This window comes from Falsiroseomonas sp. E2-1-a4 (assembly GCF_051433165.1).
Classification (GTDB): domain Bacteria; phylum Pseudomonadota; class Alphaproteobacteria; order Acetobacterales; family Acetobacteraceae; genus Falsiroseomonas.
The window spans coordinates 158,574-180,618 of the sequence record NZ_JBHMFS010000003.1; the positions used below are offsets into that span (position 1 = coordinate 158,574).

The window sequence follows — 22,045 nt, forward strand, 5'->3', positions numbered from 1 at the left end:
CAGGCTGGAATCCGCTTGGCAGGAGATACCGCGTGCAAATTGACGACCCGACCATCATCGCGGAGGTACGCGCCGTCTTTGACCGCTACGAAGCGGCGCTTATGGCGAATGAGACGGAAACCCTCGACGCCATCTTCTGGGCGGACCCGCGCACCGTGCGCTTCGGCATCGGCGAAATCCTGTATGGCATCGAGGCCATCCGGGCCTGCCGCGCCTCGGTGAAGGCCTATGCCCAGCGCACCCAGCGCCAGGTGCGGATCACCGCCTTCGGGCAGGATGTCGCGGCGACGCATCTGGAATATGAACGCATCGGCACCGGCCTGGTGGGGCGGGAGACCAAGATCATGGCGCGCATCCCGGGGCAGGGGTGGCGGGTGGTCTCGGCCCATGTCTCGCTGCTGGCCGCCGGTGATCCGGGGCGTGTGATGGGAGAGCTGCGTTGAGCGAGGCAGGGCTCCGGCCGCATGTGGTCGTGATCGGCGCCGGGATCATCGGCGCCGCAACCGCGATCGGCGCGCTGCGCGAAGGCTACCGGGTGACCATACTGGAGCCGGGCGAGCCGGGTGGCGAACAGGCGGCGAGCTACGGCAATGGCTGCTGGCTCAGCCCCATGTCGGTGATCCCGCCCGCCAGCCCCGGTCTGTGGAAGAAGGTGCCGAAATTCCTGGCGGACCCGCTGGGGCCGCTGGCGATCCGCTGGACCTACCTGCCGCGCGTGCTGCCCTGGTTGGCGCGCTACCTCTGGGCCGGCTGGACGGAGGCGAAGGTGCTCCGCGCCGCGCAGGCACTGCGCCCGCTGCTGGTGGGCAGCCCGGCGCTGCACAAGGAATTGGCGGACCAGGCCGGCGTCGGCCACCTGATCGAGCGCCGCGGCCTCATCTACATCTATGAGAATCGCGCCCAGTTCGAATCCGAGGCGATGGCCTGGCGCATCCGCAAGCAGGTCGGCATCGAATGGCTGGAACTGGATGCGGATGAGATGCGCCAGCGCGAGCCGGACCTCGACCGCCGCTACACCTTCGGTGCGCTGGTCGAAGAAGGTGGGCATTGCCGCGACCCTGGCGCCTATGTCGCCGCCCTGGTGGCACAGGCCTGTGCGGAGGGTGCGGTGCTGCGGCGTGACGCGGCCACCGGCTTCCGGGTCGAGCAGGGGCGGCTCAAGGCCGTGGTGACGCAAGGCGGGGAGGTCGCTTGCGACCGCGCGGTGATTGCCGCCGGCGCCCATTCCCGCAAGCTGGCGGCCTCGGTCGGATCTGACGTGCCGCTGGAGACGGAGCGGGGCTACCACGCGATGGTGGCGGATGCCGAGGCCGGGCCGCGCACGCCGATGATGCCCTATGACGGCAAGATGTCCGTCACCTGGACGGATCGCGGCCTGCGCTGCGCCGGGCAGGTGGAAATTGCCGGGCTCGACGCCGCGCCCAACTGGAAGCGGGCGGAGATTCTGCGCGACCATCTGCTGCGCAGCTTCCCCGGCCTGCCGCGGGACCTGCCGGCTGGACGGGTGAAGATGTGGATGGGGCACCGGCCCTCGATGCCGGATGGCTTGCCCTGCCTCGGCCCGGCCGCTGCAACGCCGGATGTGTTGCTGGCCTTCGGTCATGGACACACCGGCCTGGTGGCGGCGCCGCGCACGGCGACCGCGATTGTGGACCTGCTGGCTGGCCGCAAACCGGCCCTGCCGATGGAATCATTCAGCCCGGCACGATTCGCATGACCCTGGATGGCGCAAGAAGGCTCCGTCGCTAGGAATCCTTGCGCTTTTCGCTGGTTTTTCTTGCTACCGGGTGCAATCTTGCACTGTGGCGGCCCTGCATCGTGTCGGGTCGTGTCCACAAGTACGGATTGCATAAGAACGTGTTTCCCGACAACGAGCAGGGCGGCGCCGGGTCCGTCGAAGCCGAAGTGAAGTGGTACAACGCCCGCAAGGGCTTCGGCTTCGTCCTGGGACCGGATGGACAGGACGTCTTCTTCCATGCCTCGGCCTTAACCGAGGCGGGCATCGAACCGCCGGACACCGGCGACAAGTTGAATTGCGAGATCGGGGCGGACCGACAGGGCCGGCGCCTGGTCACGCGGATTCACTCGGTCATCAAGGGTCCGGGCGGCGGCGACAGGGCCGCACGTCCGGGTGGGTTCGGGGATCGTCCGCCGCGTCGGGATTTCGGAGGCGCGCCGGGTGGCTTCGGTGATCGTCCGCCGCGCCGCGACTTCGGTGGCGCCCCCGGCGGCTTCGGAGACCGGCCGCCGCGCCGGGACTTTGGTGCCGGTGCCGGTGGTGGCGGCTTCGGCGATCGTCCGCCGCGCCGGGACTTCGGTGGTGGTGCACCGGGTGGCTTCGGCGCCGGTGGCGGTGGCTTCGGCGCGCCGCGTGGCAATTTCGGCGACCGTCCGCCGCCGCGCCGCGACAGCGGCCGGGACGAGGGCGGCCCGACCTATGCCGTGCAGGGCACGGTGAAGTGGTTCGACCAGGTGCGCGGCTTCGGCTTCGTGACCCCGGAAGATGGCGGGCAGGACGTGTTCCTGCATTCCTCCGTCCTGCAGCGCGCCGGCCGGGCCGATGTGCAGCAGGGTGAGAAGGTGGCGCTGGATGTGCGGGACGGCCAGCGCGGCCGTCAGGCCGTCAACATGAAGGAATAGCCCAGCCCTTATCGGCTTGGCTCGGAAAGCCCCCGACGCGAAAGTGTCGGGGGTTTTTTTGTGAAATTAACCAAAAACCGTCCATTACGGCGAGTGTCAGGCTGCAATTTAACTTTCTGTTGAGGATCCGGGGCCGAGTGTAAGGACATCGCGACGCTTCGCTCGTCGCGTGGAAATCGCCATACGGGAAGATCCCGGAGGAAACGCGATGTCGAGCGCTCATCCATGTCATCGCCCATGGCCGCCTACGCGGCTCCGCCGGGGGAGGCCGGGCTATTCTACGATCCGGTTTTACGCCTGGGCATTTCCTGGCTCGATGCGCCAGCCCGCGGCGACCCGCCCAGCGATGCGGCGCGCGCCGCGAGCCTGGCCGAAGCCGTAGCCGGCATCGTCGCCATCGCCGCCGCCCGTGCGCGTACCCCTGCCGAGCACCTGGCCCTGCGGCGCGCGGTGGACCGCGCGCTGGGGCTGCCGGACCGGATAAGCGGGGACCTGCAGGCGCCAGACCCGCGTGAGGGCGGGCTGGATGACCCGCCCTCGATCTGCGACGCCCAGACGGGGCGGGAGGCGGATCGGCTCGGTGCGCTGATGCGGCGGCAGGCGGTCGGCTGAACCGTCTGGTCAGCCGAAGCGTGCAGGCCGCAGCCCGCCATGCAGCCAGTTGACCAGGGTGTAGATGTCATAGACCGGCAGTCCGAGCTCCGCCTGCAATGCAGCGGCGTAGGGCGGCATATTGGTGCATTCCAACACGATTGCCCCGACCTCGGGATGCCGTGCCACCAGGGCGCGCCCGGCATCCAGAATATCCTGCTCGGCCAGCGCCACATCCATGTCCGACGCCTCGGACTGGATCAGCACGCGAAAGAACTCCCGCCCGCCTTCCGTCCCCTGCACGGGAATGTCCAGCGGCACATTCGCAGCGCGCAGATGCGCGGGTGTCAGCGAACTGCTGTTGACGGTCACCACCCCGACCCGCTTGCCTGGCGGCAGCATCGCCTGCACCCAGGGCACCTGCATGAGGGATGAGGTCGCGACCGGCACTTGCACCGCCGCCGCAAGCTCCGCCTGGAACAGGCTCAGGAAGCCGCAATTGGTGGTGATGGCCTCCGCCCCCAGACCCACCAGGTCCCGCGCAGCTTCGATGAAGTCCGGCAGCAGGCCCCGCGCGCCCTGAAGCACCACCTTCTCCGGCGTTGCACCGCGCACCACGCGGAACAGCACCGGGAAGGGCCAGGTGGTGCCGTTGCCCATGTCGCCCGGAATGCGCGGGAATCGCGCCTCCAGCATCAGGATGCCGAGCGGCGCGCCGTAGATGGATTTACCGCCACGGGCGATACGGGGAGCAGGGGAGGGGCTGGACATGGCCAAAGCCTAGCCCGTTGACGCTTTCTGTCCAGCCGGGCGTGGCAAGGGGTTGCACCGAAGGCGCCAGGGCGGTTCTTCTACGCGTGAACAGGCTGAGGACTGCCAAAATGAAATTCCGACATCGCCTTCTGCTGCCGCTGCTCGCCGCGCTGGGCGCCGCGGCGCCGGGCCTAGCGCAGGCGCAGGATGCCTGGCCGTCGCGGCCGATCGAATTCCTCGGTGGCTTCCCCAACGGCTCCGGCGTGGACATCTACGCTCGCCGCATCGCGGAGCCGTTGTCCCAGGCGCTGGGCGTGCCGGTCGTGGTCAACAACCGCGTCGGTGCCGGCGGCAACATCGCCTCCAACCACGTGGCCAAGGCGCGGCCGGATGGCTACCTGATCCTGTTCGGCACCGCCGGCACGCATGCGATCAACGCCACGTTGTATCGCCGCCTGCCCTTCGACCCGATGCGCGACGTGACCCATATCGCGCATCTGGGCGACGTGCCGAATGTTCTGATCACCAGCATGCAGCACCGGCCGCAATACACCGACTGCGCGGCGCTGATGGCAGATGCCAAGGCGCGGCCCGGCGCGCTGAACTACGCCAGCACCGGCAATGGCGCCTCCACACACCTGGCGGGCGCCGTCTTCGCCTCGACGGCGGGGATCGACATGCTGCACATCCCCTTCCCCGGCCAGGGGCCTGCCATGGCCTCCCTGCTCGGCGGGCAGACCGACCTGTTCTTCAACCAGGCCGGCCCCTCGGTGGGCATGATTCGCCAGGGTGCCGTGCGCGGGCTGGGCGTCACCACCCCGCAGCGCCTGGCCGCGCTGCCGGACGTGCCGACCATCGCCGAGGCGTGCAACCTGCCGGGCTTCGAGAGCACCACCTGGTACGGCGTCTTCGGCCCTCCCGGCCTGCCGGCGCCGATCCAGCAGCGCCTGAACATGGAAATCCGCAAGATCATCGAGGCGCCGGAATTCCGTGACTGGCTGGTGAACAGCCAGGGCATCGCGCCCTCCACCGTGCGCACGCCAGAAGCGTTCCGCCAGGTGCATGAGCAGGACATCGCCCGCTGGGGCCAGATCGTCCGCGCCGCCGGCGCCCAGGTGGACTGACAGACGGGAAGGGGGGGCGCCATGGCGCCCCCCATTTTCAAGCGAGGATGAAGTCGGCCGCCGTCAGCGCATGCAGGCCGAGGACGACGAAGGCCAGTTCCGCCACCACATCGGCATCGTCACTGTCGAACCAGACGATGGTGTTGCCCTGCGCCTGTGTGATTCGCACCGCAGCCACGCCGGGCGTGAAAGCGCCTTGGCCCAGAAAGGCGATGGGCTGGCTGGACAGGGCCGAGAGATCGAGCAGATCTTCCCCGACGACGAAGCCGTTGATGCGATCTCGCTGCGTAAGGCTGCTCTCCGCCGTGGCGGTCCAGCGGAAGACATCCGCGCCGGCCCCGCCGAGCAGGACATCAGCATCGAGACCGCCGATCAGGGTGTTGTCGCCATCGCCACCGATCAGGATATCGCGGGTGTCGCTGCCGAGCAGCAGGTCGTTCCCTGCTTCGCCGCGCAGCGTATCCATCAAGCCATTGCCGGCGATCAGCGTATCGTTGCCGGCGCCGCCAAACAGATGGTTGTTTCCGCTGCCGCCCTCCAGCCGGTCATCGCCATCCCCGCCATACAGGCGATCATCGCCGGCACCACCCGACAGCACATCGTCACCCGCGCCGCCGGTCAATGCATCGTGGCCCTCGCCCCCCAACAGCGTATCGGCGCCGTTGCCGCCGCTCAGCAGGTCGTCGCCCCTTCCGCCATCCAGCAGGTCGTCGCCGTCATTCCCCACCAGCCGGTCCGCGCCGCTGCCGCCCCACAGGCTGTCATTCCCCAGGCCGCCGTACAGCGAATCCTGCCCCGTGCCGCCTGAGAGCCAGTCATCGCCATCGAGGCCCACCAGCGTATCCGCACCGCCTGCGCCCTCCAGCGTATCAGCGCCGGCACGGCCACGCAGCAGTTCCGCCACGGGGGGGCGTGGCTGGTCCTGCACGACCAGCGGCGTGATGTCCTCCGCGTTGAAGCGAGAGCCGTAGACGATGATGGTCCCGGCCTCCGCCATCTCCGCCAGTTCATCGGCGGCCAGGGTCAGCACCACCGAGGCTTCCGACTGACTGGGTGCGAAGGAGACGGTGCCCAGGAAACCCGTGCCCGGCACGAAATCCTCATAGCTGAGGCTGCCCGTGGTTGGTGTGGGCGCCAAGGGGGCGAAGCTCCACCCCAGGCTCACTGCCTCCGAAAGGTCGACGCCGCTGCGGATGAAGCGATAGACGACCGTGGTGTCTTCGGTGCCCTCCACCACGGGTGTGATGTCGGGGCGGACCGTGAGGAGGCCGTTGGAATCGACGATCGTGCCAGTGGCCACACCACGCGACAAATCCGTGCCAACCGGATTTGACAATGTGACCGTCAGCGTCTCATCCGGCTCCACCACGCCATCCGAGGCGATGAGCACGCGAATGGTCTTGCTCAACTCCCCGATCCCGAACTCCAGCCTGCCGCTGGTGGCTGTGAAGTCCTCGCCCGCGGTCGCGCTGTTGCCCGTCACCGCAAAATCGACGCTGCCGGCCGCGCCTGCATCGCCGCGGGTGACGGTGAAGATCATCTCGCCGGCCGATTCCCTGGCCGTGGCGTCGATCATGCGGAAGCCGTTGCGGGAGGGCGTGTCGTCATCGGTGATGGTGACCACGACGCTGTTCGTCAACAGGATGCTGCCGCCCGGATTGAGGAAGCTGACCGGGTCGCTGGAAAGCTCCAGGCGAAAGGTTTCGCCCGTGAAGCCGAAGAAGGGCAGGATCTCGGCGATCGCGTCCCGGACGACCGGGATGAAGATGGTCTTCTGCGTTTCCCCAGGCGCGAAGGTGATGCTGCCGCTGGTCTCCAGTAGGTCGGCCTCGACATTGGCAAAGCCCATGCCGGTATTCTGGTTCACCGCCTGCCAGGTGACGGTGACGCTGTGCGGCACGCCGGCCACCAGGCGGATCGGCACGGCGGCGAAGGTGGCGCCGGGGCCGGTGCCTTCCACCACCGTCGCATCCTCTGCGCTGATCTCCGCGGTGACCCAGCCCTGGCGGTAGGCGTAGTGCCAGACACCGGGCTGGCCGATGATGTTGCCAGTGGTGACCAGGTCAGCGGCGGAAGCCGGGTCCGTGGCCGCCGCCAGGCTCGGCGGCAATTCGGTGATGACCACCTCGCCGTCGCGAAAGGTGTTGAAATCCGTCATCACCGCGCGGCCGGCGCTGGTGGCGATGAGCGTGTTGTCGAGGAAGCTGAAGGAGGGCCACTCCAGCGTTTCGTAACGGAAGGTCACGTCGAAATCGATCGAGGTGGCGCCGGCATTTGTGGCCGGGCGAAGCTCCAGCTGGAAGGCGTTGCGGCCCGCGGCATTGTCGATCTCTCGCCCGCCACCGGATTGCGGTTGCACGTCGTCCCAGGTGACGGTGACGGTGCCGGTGGCCGCGTCCAGATCGTACCAGACCCGGTTGGCGCCGGTGGAGGTGCCGCCCTCGCTGGCGGGCAGTGGAGCAATGCCCGTGTCCAACGGGCTCCAGAATGGCGCCAGGATCGGTGCGATGGTGTCACCGAAGGAGGCATCGAGCACGCCGGCGCCAGGACCATCGAAGGGAATGCCCGGAAGCTGCGCCCGCTCTCCATCGGCGGGGCGGAACTGAATGAAGCCGTCCCGGTTCACCCAGAGCGACTGGTAGAAATTGCCGAGGAATTTCAGCCCCGCGCTGCCGTTGTAGAAGCCGGAGATATCGATCGGCACGAGGCTCCAGCGGTCATCGGGCGCCAGCGCATTCTCGCCGAACCCTGCAGGACCGCCGAGGCCGTTAGTCAGGACTGCCATTCCAGTATCCGATTCCTTACGATCAGACACAGAATGGCGCAGCAATGCGCCGCGTCAACGGCCCCCCTGGTTTCAGCCCATTTCGCGGTGCTGCAGGTCTCCGGGCTCAGTTCCGCCGGCGGCGCTGGACAGCTTCTTCCTGCCGCATGGTCACGAAGACCTCGTAATCCGCATGCTGCGTCGGCACCCAGCCGATGACGTTGCCGCGTTCCACCGCACGATGAATCTCCGGATGCGCGGGGGGCAGGGCCAGGTGAAAGGCGGTGATATCCGCCTTGAAGCCGGCCGGCGTGTCCTTGCGGACCACGATCGGGCCGTTCTTGATTGGGCGCGACTGCCAGATGATGCGGAGGTCGCGCAGGTTGAGCAGCCCCTTCTCCGCCGTGGCGCGCAGCATGCCGCGCGAGAAGCCCTCGGAGGCCTCGCCAATGCCCGATGCCCAAGTCACGCCCGCATCGAATTGCCGGCCCATGACGGCCACGATTGCCTGTTCATGCCCTCCGGCGAAGCCGGCGCGGCTGAAGAACTGCTCCGGGTTGATGCCGGCGGCGCGCAGCTCCGCGCGGGGGATCAGGTAGCCGCTGGCGCTGTTCGGATCGGCCCAGGCCATGGTGCGGCCGCGCATCTGCTCGAGGCTGGTGATGCCGCTATCGGCACGGGTGTACATGACGGCAATGTAGCTGGTGCTGCCATCGGCTTCCTGCGTCACCAGGATGGGCTCCACATTGCCATTCGAGTCCATCCAGGACGCGGCATAGGCGGCGGGCGACATGGATGCCATCTCGATCTGCCGGCCGGAAAACGCCTGCACCACGCCGGAATAGTCGCTGGCCTGATACAGGCGCACGGGCACGCCGAAGGTCTCACTGATCAGGCGGCCATAGGCGCCGTAGCGGCCGATGCGATCCGCCTCATTCTCCCCACCCAGGATGCCGATGCGGATTTGCGGCAGTTGCTCCGCCCAGGGGCGGCGGCCCTTCTCGGGCATCGCGGGCGCCTGGGCGCGCGCGGCGAGGGGGGCCAGCGGGGACACGGCGGCAGCGGCGATCAGGGCGCGGCGGCGGATCAGCATGGGAGCGGGTGCCTCGGTGACGGTCTTGCGAGCCTAGCGTGACAGCGCGGGCAAATCACCAGGATTGGGCGCCCGGCCGCAGGATCGCCTTGGTTGTCGTCGCCAGGTTGCGCGGTGCGGGTTTCGGCATCTCCGGCCGCTCCATCCGGCCCCAACCGGGCGCATCCGCCACCGTGCCGCCTTCCATCACGATGCGGCCGCGCACGATGGTGGCGACCGGCATGCCCACCGTCTCGAAGCCTTCATAGGGCGTGAAGCGGCTGCGGAGGCTGTGCAGCTCGGCGCCACGGATCACGCCTTCCTTCGCCGGGTCCACCACGGCGATATCGGCATCCGCGCCCGGCTGGATCACGCCCTTGCGCGGATACAGCCCGAAGGCCTTGGCCGGCGCGGCGGAGGCCATGCGGACATACTGCTCCATGGTCGTGCGCCCCTGATGCACCAGGGTCAGCATGAGCCGCATGGAGGTCTCGACCCCCGGGAAGCCGCAGGCATTGTCCCAGAAGCTGGCATGCTGCTTTTCCGCCACGGCATGCGGTGCGTGGTCCGTGCCGAGCATGTCGATGGTGCCGTCCAACAGCGCGGCCAGGATCGGCTCCCGCTGCGCGGCCTCCCGGATCGGCGGATTCAGCCGCGCGATGCGCGCCTTGTCGCCGACAAGATCCTCGGCCGACAGAAGAAAATATTGCGGCCCGGTCTCCACCGTCATCGGCACGCCGCGCGCCTTGGCATCCCGGATGATGGGGATGGAGCGCATGCAGCTTTCATGCACGATGTGGATGCGCGCGCCGGTCCATTCGGAGAGGGTGATGGAACGGTTGAGCGATTCCAGCGCGACGATATCGGCCCGCGCCGCCAGATGCGCGAAGGCATCGTCGCGACCGGCAGCCTTCATGCGGTTCTCGCGCCAGAACAGCATGGGCGAATTTTCGGCGTGGATCGAACAGCGCAGGCCAAGCTCGGCAAGGATCTCGAACCCCTCCAGCACCGCACCATCATTGGGCGCGGGCAGGTTGCCGGTGGTGTTGCCGTAGAACAGCTTCGTACCGATGATCCCGGCCTCGGCGAGCTTGGGCAGGATGTCGAGCGTGCGTTCGTCCAGCAGGCCATACAGTCCGTAATTGACATGCGCCTGGCGGGCCGCCGCTTCCTGCTTGATGGCCAAGGCATCCAGCGACCAGACCGGCGGGTCGGTGTTCGGCATGTCGAAGATGGTGGTGACACCACCGGCCGCGGCGGCGCGGGTGCCGGTGGTCCAGTCCTCCTTCTGCGTCATGCCGGGTTCGCGGATATGCGTGTGCACATCGATGGCGCCGGGGATGACGAATTTGCCGGCGGCCGACAGCGTCTGCGTGGCGCGCGGGGCGAAGCGGGGATCGCCCACGAAGACGATGAGCCCATCCTTCACCGCGACATCGGCGGGGAACCGGCCTGTCTCGTTCACCACCGTGCCGCCGGTGATCAGCAGGTCAACGAGCATTTCAGCGTCCGGCATGATGGTCTGTCCTGTCTGGTCTTGTTACTTAAGCCGCGGACCTAGCCGGCCTCGACCTCCTGGCCAAGCCTGGGTTTGGCTAGGTGCAGTTTGACGAAGATCGGCCGGCCTGTAGGCAGGCCGCCGGAATTGGGACGAAAGCGGAGGTCACTTGCTAGGCATGAGGCGCGACGGCTACGGTGGCAGGCAAAGTTATATTCATACGATGCGATTCCTCCGAATATTTCGGGCTTTTTGAGGTCGATAAGTGATGCTGGATAAAATCGGAATTCGGCATCACAGCGACAAATCTTCCCTGATTCACGGTTATCTGGATATCTACGAATATTTCCTGGAGGATTTCAGGAAAAATGAAGTGCAAATTTTGGAATTCGGTGTCGGCGGTGGCGCGTCACTGCGGACATGGCTGGATTTTTTTCCACTTGCGAAAATAATCGGTGCAGATCCAAACGCCGCCTGTCGGGCGTTTTCTGGCCCGCGCGCAATCATTGAGACCGGTGCCTATGACGACCCTGCCTTTCTATCGGATCTGGCTGAACGCTACGACCCGAGTGTTGTTATCGATGATGGCTCGCATTTCTGGGATCATCAAATTTTATGCTTGAAACATTTATTTCCTGTCGTTCGGCCGGGCGGATTCTACATAATTGAGGACCTGCAAACGAGCTTTGGTAAGGCAAACTTTACGACCTATGCCCGTGGCGCCACGCGATCCGCCTTCGATTATCTCCACGGACTAGTCTCTGGACTGACCGCCGGGCCCAAGCTTGCGGCAGAAACAGCGGACTCGTTCGAGGCATATTTTCGATCGACTGCGGAGTTCGTGCTGTTCCGGAAAGGCCTCATTATTATCCGAAAGAATTCGGAAAAATTCTCGAAGCAGGGCGAAACGAAGCTAAGGCTGGTGCCAATGGTCGCAGCTGTGCCAGAAACCAAAGTGTTCGACCATCCTCGACGTTATCAACGAATTCCGCCACGGATTATAGGCGCTGCGGATCGGATCGCTGCACCGGCCATGGCCGAAGCTGCAAAGGGGGAGGTCGAGGCGCCGGCTTCACGCGTGGCGCGTATCGAAGATGCTATGATCCTTGGGGACGGTGTCGTCGTAACGTCGACGGGATCCATCGTGGAGGAAAGCCTAATTAATCAGCGCGGCGCAACGCGTTTCGCGGGGCTGTATCGCGTTTCGGCCGGAGCGCGGCTTGCTGTGCATGAAATATACCCGGATCCGCGCCGCCTCTCCAGCGGGCGGGACTATGTGCTGCTGAAGCAGCGATGGGATGGAAATTTCGGACATTGGCTTGTCGAGAGTCTGCCCCGCTTGGCCCTGGCGCGGGAAATTACCGACACCACGAAATGTCTTTACATTCTGAGGGAGCCGAATGAACCTGCGATGCGGCAGGTCTGCCTTGACAGCTTGGCTTGGTTCGGTGTGCGCCCTGAGCAGGTTCTATTCGTAGACAACCGGGCGTTGCAGGTACCTTCCCTCATTTATCCTGCGCCGCTAACTCGGCAACCCTGGGTCAAAGCCCCCTACGCAATCAGGGTGCTTGAGGAAATAGCCTATATCGTTACTGCTGAAATGCCCGTGAACCACGAGACCTCCGAGCGCATCTATGTCTCCCGGAATCGCACTGGCCGTCGAAGGCTGCTTAATGAGGATCAGCTGATTCCGCTGGTCGAGAGTCATGGGTTCCGTGTCGTGTATCCGGAACACATGCCAGTCACCGATCAGATGATGCTGTTTCACGATGCGCGGCTTGTTATCGGTAATCTTGGTGCCGCGCTGACGAACCTTGTTTTCTCCAGGCCAGGTGTGCGTCTGTTAGCCCTATCCACTGAATTTATGATTGATGATTTTTTCTGGGACATTATTTGTAACAAGCAAGGTACTTATTGGTCTCTGCATGGTAAGGCGGCTAACCCCGCGCTCGGGATGCAGTCGGATTTCAATATAGACTGCGCAGCATTCAGCGAACTGCTGAAGGAATTTGTGGGGCCGGGCTAGCGAGCGCCCGCTCAGATCACCCAGCCGCCATCCACTGCCAGATCCTGCCCGGTGGTCTGGCGTGAGAGGTCCGACGCCAGGAACAGCACTGCATTGGCCACGTCCTGGTCCGTGCTGATACGCCGCAGCGCATATTCGCCGGCGTGCTTCGCCCGCGCCTGCTCGATGCTGATGCCTTCCTTCTGCGCCATGGTGGCGCGCACTTCCTCGAAGCGTGGGCCCTCGACCATGCCGGGGCAGCAGCAATTGACGTTGATGTTGTGCGGCCCGAGCTCCAGCGCCGCGGATTTGGTGATGCCGCGCAGCCCCCATTTGCTGGCGGAATAGGCCGCGCGCCCGGCCCGGCCGCGCAGGCCGAAGGTGCCGCCGACATTGACGATCTTGCCATAGTTCGCCGCGATCATCCCGGGCGCGAAGGCGCGCATGGTCAGGAAGCAGCCGGTGACGTTCAGCCGCAGGATCTCGTCGAATTCCTCGGGCGTCGTTTCCCAAAAGGTCTTCCCCATCGGGCCGCGGCCGCCGGCGATGTTGACGAGAATATCGCAGCGGCCGAAGGCGGCCAGGGCTGCCTTCGCCATGGCATCGACGCTCGCCGCCTCCATCAGGTCGCAGGCGATGATCTCCGCCCGGCGCCCCATGGCCCGAACCTGCGCGGCCACCGGCTCGATCGCCGCGATGTCGCGACCGGCCAGGACCAAATCGGCGCCCTGTTCGGCCAGCAGCAGGGTGCAGGCCGCGCCCATGCCCTTGGCCGGGCCGGTGACCACCGCGACGCGATCCTTCAACAGCATACCCGCTCTCCGTTGCTCAGGCTCAGTCAGCCCTAAGCAAACGGCGCGACCGGGTCCAGCCCTTCGCCATCGCCCGGCAGTGGCAGGCGACATGCGGCGCCACCGCCGCGCACCAGGCGCGCGCCTCGGTGTTGACGCCGCGCAGGCGTTCGGCGGCGGCATTCGCCTCCCGCGCCAGTTTCGCCTCATCGATGCCGAGCACGCGGCGGTCGCGCAGCTTCCATGCGCCGGCGATCATCACATCGACCACGGCGCTGCCATCCTCGGTCCAGACCATCTGGTTCGCCGCATCGTTCAGCGGCGCCCAGTTCACATGGTCCAAATCCAGCAGCACGAGGTCCGCATTGCGCCCGGCCTCGATGGTGCCGCCCTCCAGCCCCAGCAGGCTGGAGGAGCCTTGGGTCGCCAGCCGCACCGTCTCCGCCGTGCCGAGCCAGTCGTCATCCTCCGCGCCCTCCCAGAGGCGGGAGGCGAAGGCGGCCAGGCGCATGGCCTCGAACATGTTCTGGTTGTCGGAGGATGAGGATCCATCCGTGCCGATGCCGACGGTGACGCCGGCCGCAATCGCCTTCCGCACCGGTGCGATGCCGGATGCCAGACGCATATTGGCGCCCGGATTATGCGAGATGCCGGCGCCGCGTTCGGCCAGCAGCGCCAAATCCTCATCGGTGAGCCAGACGCCATGCGCCACGCTGAACCAGGGGCCGACCAGGCCGAGCTTGTCCATGTGGCCCAGCAGCGTCGCGCCCTCATAGCGGATTTCGCCGCCCGCCGACTGGTAGCGGGACTCGGCCACATGGCTCTGCATCGGCAGGCCATGCTCCGCGGCCAGGGCCCGGCAGGCCTTGAGGAAATCATCCGTGCCATGCAGCGGAATGGTCGGCGCCACGCCGAAGCGGATATTCCGGCCGCCATGCGACCAGCCGCGGGCGATGCTGCCCATGGCGCCCAGCGTCTCGGAAGCCGGGGCGGCGGACATCGCCGCGACCTTGCTGCGGAACGGCTCCGGCAGGCTGTCGATCAGGCCCGGCGTCGCCTGGAAGAAGGTGAGGTCGCCCAGCATCGGCGCCAGCACGGCGCGCAACCCTACTGCCGCATAGGCCTCCGCCATCGCATCCAGCCCCTCCGCCGTAGGAAGCGGGATTTCAGAGGGCAGGTCATAGACCGCGGTGCAGCCCTTCTTCAGGTTCTCCACGGCGTTCAGCGCGGAGGACAGGTACTTGTCCTGCAGCAGCCGCCCGCCGGTGACCCAGGGCGCATGGGCCAGCAGCAGCGCCAAATCCCATTTGTCACCCGAGCCCTTGGCAAGCCCGCCATGGCCATGGGTGTGGCCGTTCACCAGGCCGGGGATGATCAGCCGGTGGCGAGCGTCGAAGGTCTGCGCGGACTCCACCTTGCTGCCGGGCGGCAGCAGCGCGGCGATCCTGCCGCCCTCCACCAACACCTCCTGAAAGCTGGTGGACAGCGCATCCGGCGCCAGAACCCGGGCGCCGGTCAGAAGGATTTTGGACATGGCCGGAGCCTCCCCAGTAGGCGGCCGGTGCACGTCGCGCCGGCCGAGCGGCCTAGAGGTTGCCGCCGCTTATGCGTCGCGCCAAGGGCGCGCCTTCGGCGTGATGATGCCAGGCCGGCGGATGCCGGCGCCCGTCACGCCCTCGGCGTGCCTGCGGCGCGACCGAGGGCGCCGAAAATGCTTCAAAACATCCGCTCGGACTTCGGCGGCAGGTAGCGGTCGGTGAACATGCTCTCCGCGGAGGGCGGGTTGGCGACGCCGAGCGCCTCCGCATTCACCTGCACCAGCTGCTGGGCGCGAGCCATGTCCAGGTGGCCCATGCCGCCGGCGCGGCTGTTCGGCGTGATGATGGAGCGGTCGCGCGTCATCGCGAAGCGGCGGGATTCCAGCGCCTCGTCGAACAGTGCCTCGCGCCGCTTCAGCGCGGCCATGCCGGCGGGGACATCGTTCAGCAGCAGCTTCAGCCCGTCGATCGAGGCCTTCACGAAGCGCGCCGCGACATCCTGGTTCCGCTCCAACCATTCGGCGCGGACAAAGACGCCGGAGCCGTACAGGTCCAGGCCGTTCTCGGCATAGGGCCAGGACAGGATGTTGTCCTCCGGGATACCGAGGCCCACCAGGTTGAAATGCACCGTGAACAGGAAGCCCGTCACCGCATCCACCTGGCCGGTGCGCAGCATGGTGTCGCGCAGATTGGCGGCCATGGAGGTCCAGCGCACGCGGCTGGCATCGATGCCGGCAACCTTGGCGAAGGCCGGGAACAGCAGGCGAGACCCTTCACCCTCCGGCGCGCCGAGGCTCTTGCCCGCCACATCCTGCGGCTTTTCGATGCCGCGGCCCTTCATGGTGACGATGGCGGCGGCGGTGCGGTCGAACACCGGGTATAGCATGACCAGCCGGCTGTTCGGGTTCTCCGCGTTGAACTTCACCGCGCCGGAAAAATCCGCGAAGCCGATGTCGTAGGCACCGGAGCCCACCTTCACCAACGCATCGCCGGAGCCAAAGCCGCGGTCCATCCGCACGGCAAGCTGCGCGCGCTCGAACAGGCCACGATCCTGGGCCAGCGCCCACATGCCGTGATTGCCCTGCAGCGCCCAGTCGAGCGTGAAGCGCAGGGCGGTCTGTGCGTGGGCGGTGCGAATGGCGGGCAGGGCAAGCGCGGCGCCGGCGCCGGCGGCCATCAGGGTGCGACGGTTCAGCATGTTCGGATCCTCCTCGGTCGGCGCACCATAACCTGGAATTGTCGTCTGTCACCGGCTCGAAGGCATCGGATGGGGCATTGCCGGCGAGCCGCTGCCGCAGCCCTGGGCACCTGCCTGTTTCTTGGGCCACCTTTTGGGCCGATCAGCGCCCCGAACGCCCACGCTGCGCCAGATATAGCGTGGCGCCCACCATGATGAGCGTGCCCCAGAGCAGGCTCCAGCCCGGTGCCTCGCCGAAGGCCGCCAGGCCGATCATCGCCGCCGCCGGAATCTGCACATATTCAATGGGCGCCAGCAGCCCCACCGGGGTCCGTCGTGCGGACCAGGAGGCCAGGAAATCCCCCGCCATGGCGCAGGCCGACCCCGCGATCAGCAGCAGCACGGCGGCCGTGGTCGGGGTCTGCCAGACGAAGGAGGAAACCGGCCCCCAGATCAGTACGGAGCATATCGCATACCAGGCGACGACGCGCGCTGGCGGCTCGGTGGAAGACAGTGCCTTCACCGCCACCAGCACGCCCGCCCCGCAGGCCCCGCCGGCCAGCGCCGCCATCAGCCCCAGCGTCGGCGCCTCCGCCAGCCCGCCGGCCGGGCCGACGATCACCAGCACGCCGGCAAACCCCACCGCGGCCGCGATCGCCCGGTCCCAGCCCACTTTCTCCCCCAACAGCAGAAAGGCCAGCGGCAACGCCCAGAGCGGCTTGGCGTGCAGGATCGCCACCGCATCGGCCAGCGGCAGCAACAGCAGCGCGAACATCGAGAGCATGAAGCTGGCCGAGCCGGTGGCGCAGCGGGCGATGTGCGCGCCGGGGCGGCGGGTGGCCAGCGCGGCGGTGCCGTGCCGCAGCAGCCAGGGCAGCATGACCAGGGTGGTGAAGACGCCTCGGGCGAAGGGCACCAGCGGCACCGGAAGGCCTTCCTGCATCGCGGCGCGGAAGCAGGCATTCATCACGGCGAAAAGCAGGCAGCAGCCCACCATCAGGCCCATGCCGACCAGGACTCGGCGCCCCTCCACCGGGGATGGGGGCGCCGCGTCCGGCATGGGGGATTACTTGCGTTCTGGCGCCAGCTCCGCCTCAAGCTCCTTGATCCGGGCGAGCAGGGTGGTCCGCAGGGTGGGCGAATTATGCGGCTTGATCCCGGCCAGGGTCTCCTTCAGCTCCGCCAGCAGGCGGCGCTTTTCCAAGGGGGACCGGCGGATCGGGCGGTTGTCGGAGAACTGGCCCTCATGCGAGCGCATCGGCGTGACCTTCCCGGGCTGTTGTCGATCCCTTGGGGTTACGGGCAGGCGCGGCGGGCGTCAACGCGCGGCAGAAGCCGCCGCTTTGTGCAACAGCCTGCCTCGGAACCCGGCAGCTTCGGCTGGCTCCGGCGCCGTGCCGCCGCCTAGACAGCTTGCCCAAAAGGGCGCGCCGGCGCAGATATCGACCGCAGGCGGCTGCGCGCCGCAGGGACCACAAACAGGGAACCAAGAACGATGCCGAACGCATTCCAGCCCTCTCGCCGCGCCGTGCTGCTGGGGGCCGCCGGCGCCCTGGCGGCCCCGGGCCTGCTGCGCGCCCAGCCCGCCGCCATCAAGCTCGGCATCCTCCAGCCCGTCACCGGCGCCCTGGCGCAGGACGGCGAATATGGCCGCCTCGGCGCCGAACTCGCCATTGCCGAGATCAATGCCACCGGCGGCATCAAGGCGCTCGGCGGCGCACAGATCCAGACGGTGTTCGGCGATGCCCGCTCCTCGCCCGAGGGCGGCACGGCGGAGGTCGAGCGCATGAACGGGGAGGGTGTGGTGGCCGTGGTCGGCGGCTTCGCCAGCCCGATCTGCCTCGCTTCCTCCCAGGCCGCATCGCGCTACGACCTGCCCTATGTGGCGGATGTCGGCGTCTCGGATGCCATCGTCAGCCGTGGGCTGAAGAACACCTTCCGGTTCTCCCCGGGCTTCGGCAGCATCACTGCCGCGGCGCTGGACAATTTGGTGAAGCTGAACGATGCCGCCGGCAAGCCCGCCAAGACCGTGGTCGTGGTACATGAGGATGGGCTGTTCGGCTCCGGCATGGCCCGCCTGATGGGCGCGGAACTGCCGAAGCGCGGCTTCGAGGTGCTGGAGACGATCAGCCACCCGACGCCTGCGCGCGACATGTCCAATATCGCGCTCCGCATTCGCGCGCTGAACCCGGACCTGATCATCCCGTCCAGCTACTACGCCGAATTCGTGCTGCTGAGCCGCACCCTGCAGCAGCGCCGCATCCGGCCGAAGGGCATCTACTGCGTGCTGAACGGCGCGGCATCCAACTACCGCTTTCTGCGTGAGTTCCCGGAGGCCGCCAACCTGGTGATGGACGTCAACCATTGGGCCGACCCGCGCAAGCCGAAGACGGCGGAGCTGCGCCGGACGGTGGAGGCGCAGGGCCGCTTCTGGCTGTACAACACGCCACTGAACTATTCGGCGGTGATGCTGGTGGCCGATGCGCTGGAGCGTGCCGGAGCCGCGGACCGCGCCAAGGTCATCGAGGCGCTGGCGGCGACCGACGGCAACTTCACCCGCCACATCATGCCCTATGGCCCGACGCGCTTCGTCAACGGGCAGAATCAGGCGGGGCAGGCGGTGAACACGCAGGTGCAGGACAACGACATCAAGTTGATCTTCCCGACGGATTTCGCCAACGCCCAGGCTGTTTTCCCCTGGCCGGCCTGAGGTTTTCCATGACCCTCACACGCCGGGCGTCGGCCGTGCGGCCGCCTTGGCTTCGCCGCACGCGCGGCGGCGGCCATTCGGCCGCTCGGCGCGCCTGAGGTAGACGCGCCGCATGAGGAATTTTCCACCTGAGATCGTGATGGAGGCCGTGGCGAACGGCCTCCTCACCGGTGCCGTCTATGGGCTGGTCGCGCTCGGCCTGACGCTGGTCTATGGCGTGCTGCACATCATCAACTTCGCGCATGGCGCCTTGCTGACGCTGGCGATGTATGCCGCCTGGGTGGCCTGGGCCGCCTTCGGGCTGGACCCCTACGTCGCCATCCTGCCGCTGGTGCCGATTTTCTTCGTGCTCGGCTACGGCGTGCAGCGGTTGGTGATCGGGCCGGCGAGCCGGGGGGAGGATTCCAACATCCTGCTGGTGACGCTCGGCCTGTCCATCCTGCTGGAGAACGCCATGCTGGCGATCTTCCGGTCCGACACGCTGTCCGTGCAGGTAGATTACGCGATGGAGGTGGTGGAGCTCGGGCCGATGCTGCTGTCCTTCCCGCGCGTGGTCGGCTTCGGCGTGGCCTTCGTGGTGGCAGCGGTGCTGTTCGTGCTGCTGCGGATGACGGATACCGGGCGGGCGATCCGTGCCGTGGCGAAGGAACGCACCGGCGCGGCACTGGTCGGCATCGATGTGCGCCATGTCTATGCGGTGACCTTCGGCATCGGCACGGCCTGCCTGGCGGTGGCGGCCTGCCTGCTGCTGCCTTCGTTCTATGTGAATCCGCGCGTGGGCAATGCCTTCGTGCTGGTGGCCTTCACCATCGTTGTGCTCGGCGGCATGGGCAGCGTGCCCGGCGCGTTGCTGGGCGGGCTGGTGATTGGCGTGGTGGAGAGCCTGTCGGGGCTCTATCTCGGCGACAGCCTGGGGCAACTCGGCATCTTCGTGATCTTCATCCTGGTGCTGCTGTTCAAGCCGACCGGCCTGTTCGGGGCGAAGGCATGACGGCGCGGGATATCTGGCCGATTCTGCTGTTCGGCGCGGTGGCGGCGCTGCTGCCGGTTTTCGTCACCGCCGGCACATTACTGAATTTTGCGATCTTCACGCTGATCATCTGCCTGGCGGCGCAGGGCTGGAACATCCTTGGCGGTTTTGGCGGCCAGTATTCCTTCGGCCATGCGGCGTTCTTCGGCACGGGGGCCTATACGGCGGCGGTGTTGCAGGTGCGCTACGGCGTGAACCCCTACGTCACCTTCCTGGCTGGGATTGCGCTGGCGGCGGTGGTGGGCTGGGTGATCGGCTTCCTGTCCTTCCGATCCGGCCTGCGCGGCAGCTATTTCGCGCTGGTCACGCTGGCCTTCGCCGAGGTGTTTCGCGTGCTGTCCAATGCCGTGCCGTTCACCGGTGGCGCGGCCGGGTTGTTGATTCCGCTGGACCAGCGGGCAGCCAATTTTCAGTTCGAATCGCGCGGCTGGTTCTATCTGGTGGCGCTGGCGCTGGTGGTGCTGGCGCTGCTGATGACCCGGGCGCTGGAACGCTCCCGCCTCGGCGCGCAGTTGGTCGCGGTGCGGGAGAATGAGGATGCGGCGCGAGCGGTGGGCGTGGACGCGCTGCGGGTGAAGCTCTCTGCCATCACGCTGTCGGCCGCCATGACCGGCGCGGCGGGCGGGCTGTATGCGCAGTACTTCCTCTATCTCGACAGCACCATCGCCTATGGCACCTGGATTTCGGTGGAAGCGCTGCTCGCGCCCATCATCGGCGGGGCCGGTACCGTCTTCGGCCCGGTGATCGGCGCGGTCATCCTGCACACGCTGGCAGAGGTCACCCGCATGATGGTGGGGCGCATTCCGGGCATCGACCTGGTGATCTTCGGCATTCTGCTGATTCTGGTGGTGCGCTTCCCGCCGCGCAACCTGCTCGCCTGGCTGCGGGGGCGGCGATGAGTTTCCTTGAAATCAGAAATGTCTCGATGCGCTTCGGCGGGCTGATGGCCGTGTCCGATGCCAGCTTCGAGGTGGCGGAGGGCAGCATCACCGGGCTGATCGGGCCGAATGGCGCGGGCAAGACCACGCTGTTCGCCATCGTCTCCGGCTTCCAGAAGCCGACCAGCGGCCATGTGCTGTGGCGCGGGGCGGAGATCACTGCACGGCCGCCGCATGTCCTGGCCGCCGAGGGCCTGTCCCGCACCTTCCAGATCGTGCAGCCCTTCGCCGGTCTGTCGGTGCGCGAGAACATCGCCGTCGGCGCCTTCCTGCGCCACAGGCGCCGCGCGGATGCGATCGCGCTTGCCGAACAGGTGGCGGAGCAGGTCGGGCTGACGGCGGAACTCGACAAGCCCGCCGCCGCGCTCACCGTCTCCGGCCGCAAGCGCGTCGAACTCGGCAAGGCGCTGGCGACTCAGCCAAAACTGCTGCTGCTGGATGAGGTGTTGGCCGGGCTGAACCCGAGCGAGGTGCGGGACATCGTGCCGGTGGTGCGCGCCATCCGCGATTCCGGCGTGACCGTGCTGATGATCGAACACGTCATGCAGGCGGTGATGAACCTGTGTGAATCCGTGCATGTGCTGGCCCAGGGCCGCATCATCGCCAGCGGGACGCCGGCGGAGGTGGTGGCGACGCCCGCTGTGGTGGAGGCCTATCTCGGCCATGGCGCGGCAACCAGGCTGTCAGGGGGCGCGCATGCTTGAGGTGCGGGACCTGGTCGCGGGCTATGGGCTGACGCGGGTGCTGGAAGGCGTTTCGCTCGACGTCGGGGCGGGCGAGATCGTCGCCGTGCTCGGCTCCAACGGTGCCGGCAAGACCACGCTGAACATGGTGATCAGCGGGCTGGTGAAGCCGCGGAGCGGGGAGGTGCGCTTCGGCGGCGAACGCATCACCGGCCTGTCGCCGGCACAGGTGATGGCGCGCGGGCTGATCCAGGTGCCGGAAGGCCGCAAGATTTTTCCGAATCTGAACGTGCGGGAAAACCTGGAACTGGGCTCCTACCGCCGCGCCAAGGCGAACCGCGCGACAAATCTGGAGAAGGTGTTCGCCACCTTCCCGCGACTGCGCGAACGTGTGGCGCAGGCGGCGGGCACGCTTTCGGGTGGCGAGCAGCAGATGCTCGCCATCGGCCGCGGCATGATGGCGGAACCCCGCCTGCTGATCCTGGACGAACCCTCGCTCGGCCTGTCGCCGCTGCTGGTGGAGGAGATGTTCGCGCTGATCCGCCGGCTGCATGGCGAGGGGCTCGCGATCATGCTGGTCGAACAGAATGTCGCGCAGTCGCTGGACCTGGCGGACCGCGCCTATGTGCTGGAACACGGCAGCTTCGCATTGTCCGGGCCCGCCGCCGAGGTGCGGGAGAATCCGGAATTGAAACGCGCCTATCTCGGCTTGTAGGGCCAGACTTGTAGGG

Annotated in this window: 20 protein-coding genes; 11 read left to right on the plus strand and 9 right to left on the minus strand. The window is 67.1% G+C overall.

Annotated elements, in window-relative coordinates; all coding sequences use genetic code 11:
- Window positions 1-32: 32 nt before the first annotated feature.
- The 4 genes from ACFHNC_RS05025 to ACFHNC_RS05040 all read left to right on the plus strand — a co-directional run bounded on the left by ACFHNC_RS05025 (window position 33) and on the right by ACFHNC_RS05040 (window position 3,252).
- Window positions 33-443, plus strand: coding sequence for an AtzH-like domain-containing protein (locus ACFHNC_RS05025; protein ID WP_437168125.1), 411 nt, complete (start codon window positions 33-35; stop codon window positions 441-443).
- The gene (locus ACFHNC_RS05030; RefSeq protein ID WP_437168126.1) at window positions 440-1,717 is read left to right on the plus strand and encodes an NAD(P)/FAD-dependent oxidoreductase; all 1,278 of its coding nucleotides are present in this window, start codon (window positions 440-442) and stop codon (window positions 1,715-1,717) included. The genes ACFHNC_RS05025 and ACFHNC_RS05030 overlap by 4 nt, the downstream gene beginning before the upstream one ends.
- A 38-nt stretch (window positions 1,718-1,755) precedes the next feature.
- Window positions 1,756-2,640: a cold-shock protein gene (locus ACFHNC_RS05035; RefSeq protein WP_437168127.1), complete on the plus strand. Its 885-nt coding sequence runs from the start codon at window positions 1,756-1,758 to the stop codon at window positions 2,638-2,640.
- A 225-nt stretch (window positions 2,641-2,865) separates the two neighbouring features.
- Complete coding sequence (locus tag ACFHNC_RS05040) at window positions 2,866-3,252, plus strand: hypothetical protein (RefSeq protein WP_437168128.1); 387 nt, start codon at window positions 2,866-2,868, stop codon at window positions 3,250-3,252.
- Window positions 3,253-3,261: 9 nt separating this feature from the next.
- On the opposite strand, the gene ACFHNC_RS05045 is transcribed toward ACFHNC_RS05040, so the two are convergent.
- Window positions 3,262-4,002 carry an aspartate/glutamate racemase family protein gene (locus tag ACFHNC_RS05045; RefSeq protein WP_437168129.1) on the minus strand — a complete coding sequence of 247 codons (741 nt, stop codon included), beginning with the start codon at window positions 4,000-4,002 and terminating at the stop codon, window positions 3,262-3,264.
- Window positions 4,003-4,112: 110 nt separating this feature from the next.
- Here ACFHNC_RS05045 and ACFHNC_RS05050 point away from each other — a divergent pair, with 110 nt between their 5' ends.
- Window positions 4,113-5,108, plus strand: coding sequence for a Bug family tripartite tricarboxylate transporter substrate binding protein (locus ACFHNC_RS05050; RefSeq protein WP_437168130.1), 996 nt, complete (start codon window positions 4,113-4,115; stop codon window positions 5,106-5,108).
- Between the two features lie 37 nt (window positions 5,109-5,145).
- Here the strand turns inward: ACFHNC_RS05050 and ACFHNC_RS05055 are convergent, their stop codons facing one another.
- The 3 genes from ACFHNC_RS05055 to ACFHNC_RS05065 form a co-directional block, all read right to left on the minus strand.
- Window positions 5,146-7,893 carry a Calx-beta domain-containing protein gene (locus ACFHNC_RS05055; protein ID WP_437168131.1) on the minus strand — a complete coding sequence of 916 codons (2,748 nt, stop codon included), beginning with the start codon at window positions 7,891-7,893 and terminating at the stop codon, window positions 5,146-5,148.
- A 106-nt stretch (window positions 7,894-7,999) separates the two neighbouring features.
- Window positions 8,000-8,965 carry a phosphate/phosphite/phosphonate ABC transporter substrate-binding protein gene (gene phnD / locus ACFHNC_RS05060; RefSeq protein ID WP_437168132.1) on the minus strand — a complete coding sequence of 322 codons (966 nt, stop codon included), beginning with the start codon at window positions 8,963-8,965 and terminating at the stop codon, window positions 8,000-8,002.
- Window positions 8,966-9,020: 55 nt separating this feature from the next.
- Window positions 9,021-10,460, minus strand: a complete 1,440-nt coding sequence (locus tag ACFHNC_RS05065) for a dihydroorotase (protein ID WP_437168133.1) — start codon at window positions 10,458-10,460, stop codon at window positions 9,021-9,023.
- Between the two features lie 250 nt (window positions 10,461-10,710).
- Between ACFHNC_RS05065 and ACFHNC_RS05070 the strand changes: the two genes are divergently transcribed.
- Complete coding sequence (locus ACFHNC_RS05070; RefSeq protein ID WP_437168134.1) at window positions 10,711-12,468, plus strand: glycosyltransferase 61 family protein; 1,758 nt, start codon at window positions 10,711-10,713, stop codon at window positions 12,466-12,468.
- Window positions 12,469-12,479: 11 nt separating this feature from the next.
- On the opposite strand, the gene ACFHNC_RS05075 is transcribed toward ACFHNC_RS05070, so the two are convergent.
- The 5 genes from ACFHNC_RS05075 to ACFHNC_RS05095 all read right to left on the minus strand — a co-directional run bounded on the left by ACFHNC_RS05075 (window position 12,480) and on the right by ACFHNC_RS05095 (window position 17,211).
- Entirely contained in the window at window positions 12,480-13,259 is a 780-nt protein-coding gene (locus ACFHNC_RS05075) for an SDR family NAD(P)-dependent oxidoreductase (protein ID WP_437168135.1), read from the minus strand.
- Window positions 13,260-13,281: 22 nt separating this feature from the next.
- A complete protein-coding gene (locus ACFHNC_RS05080; protein WP_437168136.1) occupies window positions 13,282-14,772 on the minus strand; it encodes an amidohydrolase family protein in 1,491 nt (496 codons plus the stop codon).
- Between the two features lie 182 nt (window positions 14,773-14,954).
- Entirely contained in the window at window positions 14,955-15,974 is a 1,020-nt protein-coding gene (locus ACFHNC_RS05085) for an ABC transporter substrate-binding protein (protein WP_437168137.1), read from the minus strand.
- Window positions 15,975-16,116: 142 nt separating this feature from the next.
- Window positions 16,117-17,013, minus strand: a complete 897-nt coding sequence (locus ACFHNC_RS05090; protein WP_437168138.1) for a DMT family transporter — start codon at window positions 17,011-17,013, stop codon at window positions 16,117-16,119.
- A gap of 6 nt (window positions 17,014-17,019) precedes the next feature.
- Window positions 17,020-17,211 carry a hypothetical protein gene (locus tag ACFHNC_RS05095; protein WP_437168139.1) on the minus strand — a complete coding sequence of 64 codons (192 nt, stop codon included), beginning with the start codon at window positions 17,209-17,211 and terminating at the stop codon, window positions 17,020-17,022.
- Window positions 17,212-17,448: 237 nt separating this feature from the next.
- Here ACFHNC_RS05095 and ACFHNC_RS05100 point away from each other — a divergent pair, with 237 nt between their 5' ends.
- From ACFHNC_RS05100 to ACFHNC_RS05120, 5 genes are all read left to right on the plus strand, one after another.
- Window positions 17,449-18,663 carry an ABC transporter substrate-binding protein gene (locus ACFHNC_RS05100; protein ID WP_437168140.1) on the plus strand — a complete coding sequence of 405 codons (1,215 nt, stop codon included), beginning with the start codon at window positions 17,449-17,451 and terminating at the stop codon, window positions 18,661-18,663.
- A gap of 112 nt (window positions 18,664-18,775) precedes the next feature.
- Complete coding sequence (locus ACFHNC_RS05105) at window positions 18,776-19,654, plus strand: branched-chain amino acid ABC transporter permease (protein WP_437168141.1); 879 nt, start codon at window positions 18,776-18,778, stop codon at window positions 19,652-19,654.
- Entirely contained in the window at window positions 19,651-20,592 is a 942-nt protein-coding gene (locus ACFHNC_RS05110) for a branched-chain amino acid ABC transporter permease (protein WP_437168142.1), read from the plus strand. The genes ACFHNC_RS05105 and ACFHNC_RS05110 overlap by 4 nt, the downstream gene beginning before the upstream one ends.
- The gene (locus ACFHNC_RS05115) at window positions 20,589-21,335 is read left to right on the plus strand and encodes an ABC transporter ATP-binding protein (protein ID WP_437168143.1); all 747 of its coding nucleotides are present in this window, start codon (window positions 20,589-20,591) and stop codon (window positions 21,333-21,335) included. The genes ACFHNC_RS05110 and ACFHNC_RS05115 overlap by 4 nt, the downstream gene beginning before the upstream one ends.
- On the plus strand, window positions 21,328-22,029 hold the full coding sequence (locus ACFHNC_RS05120) for an ABC transporter ATP-binding protein (protein ID WP_437168144.1): 702 nt from the start codon (window positions 21,328-21,330) through the stop codon (window positions 22,027-22,029). Before ACFHNC_RS05115 ends, ACFHNC_RS05120 begins: the two co-directional genes overlap by 8 nt.
- The last annotated feature ends 16 nt before the right edge of the window (window positions 22,030-22,045 follow it).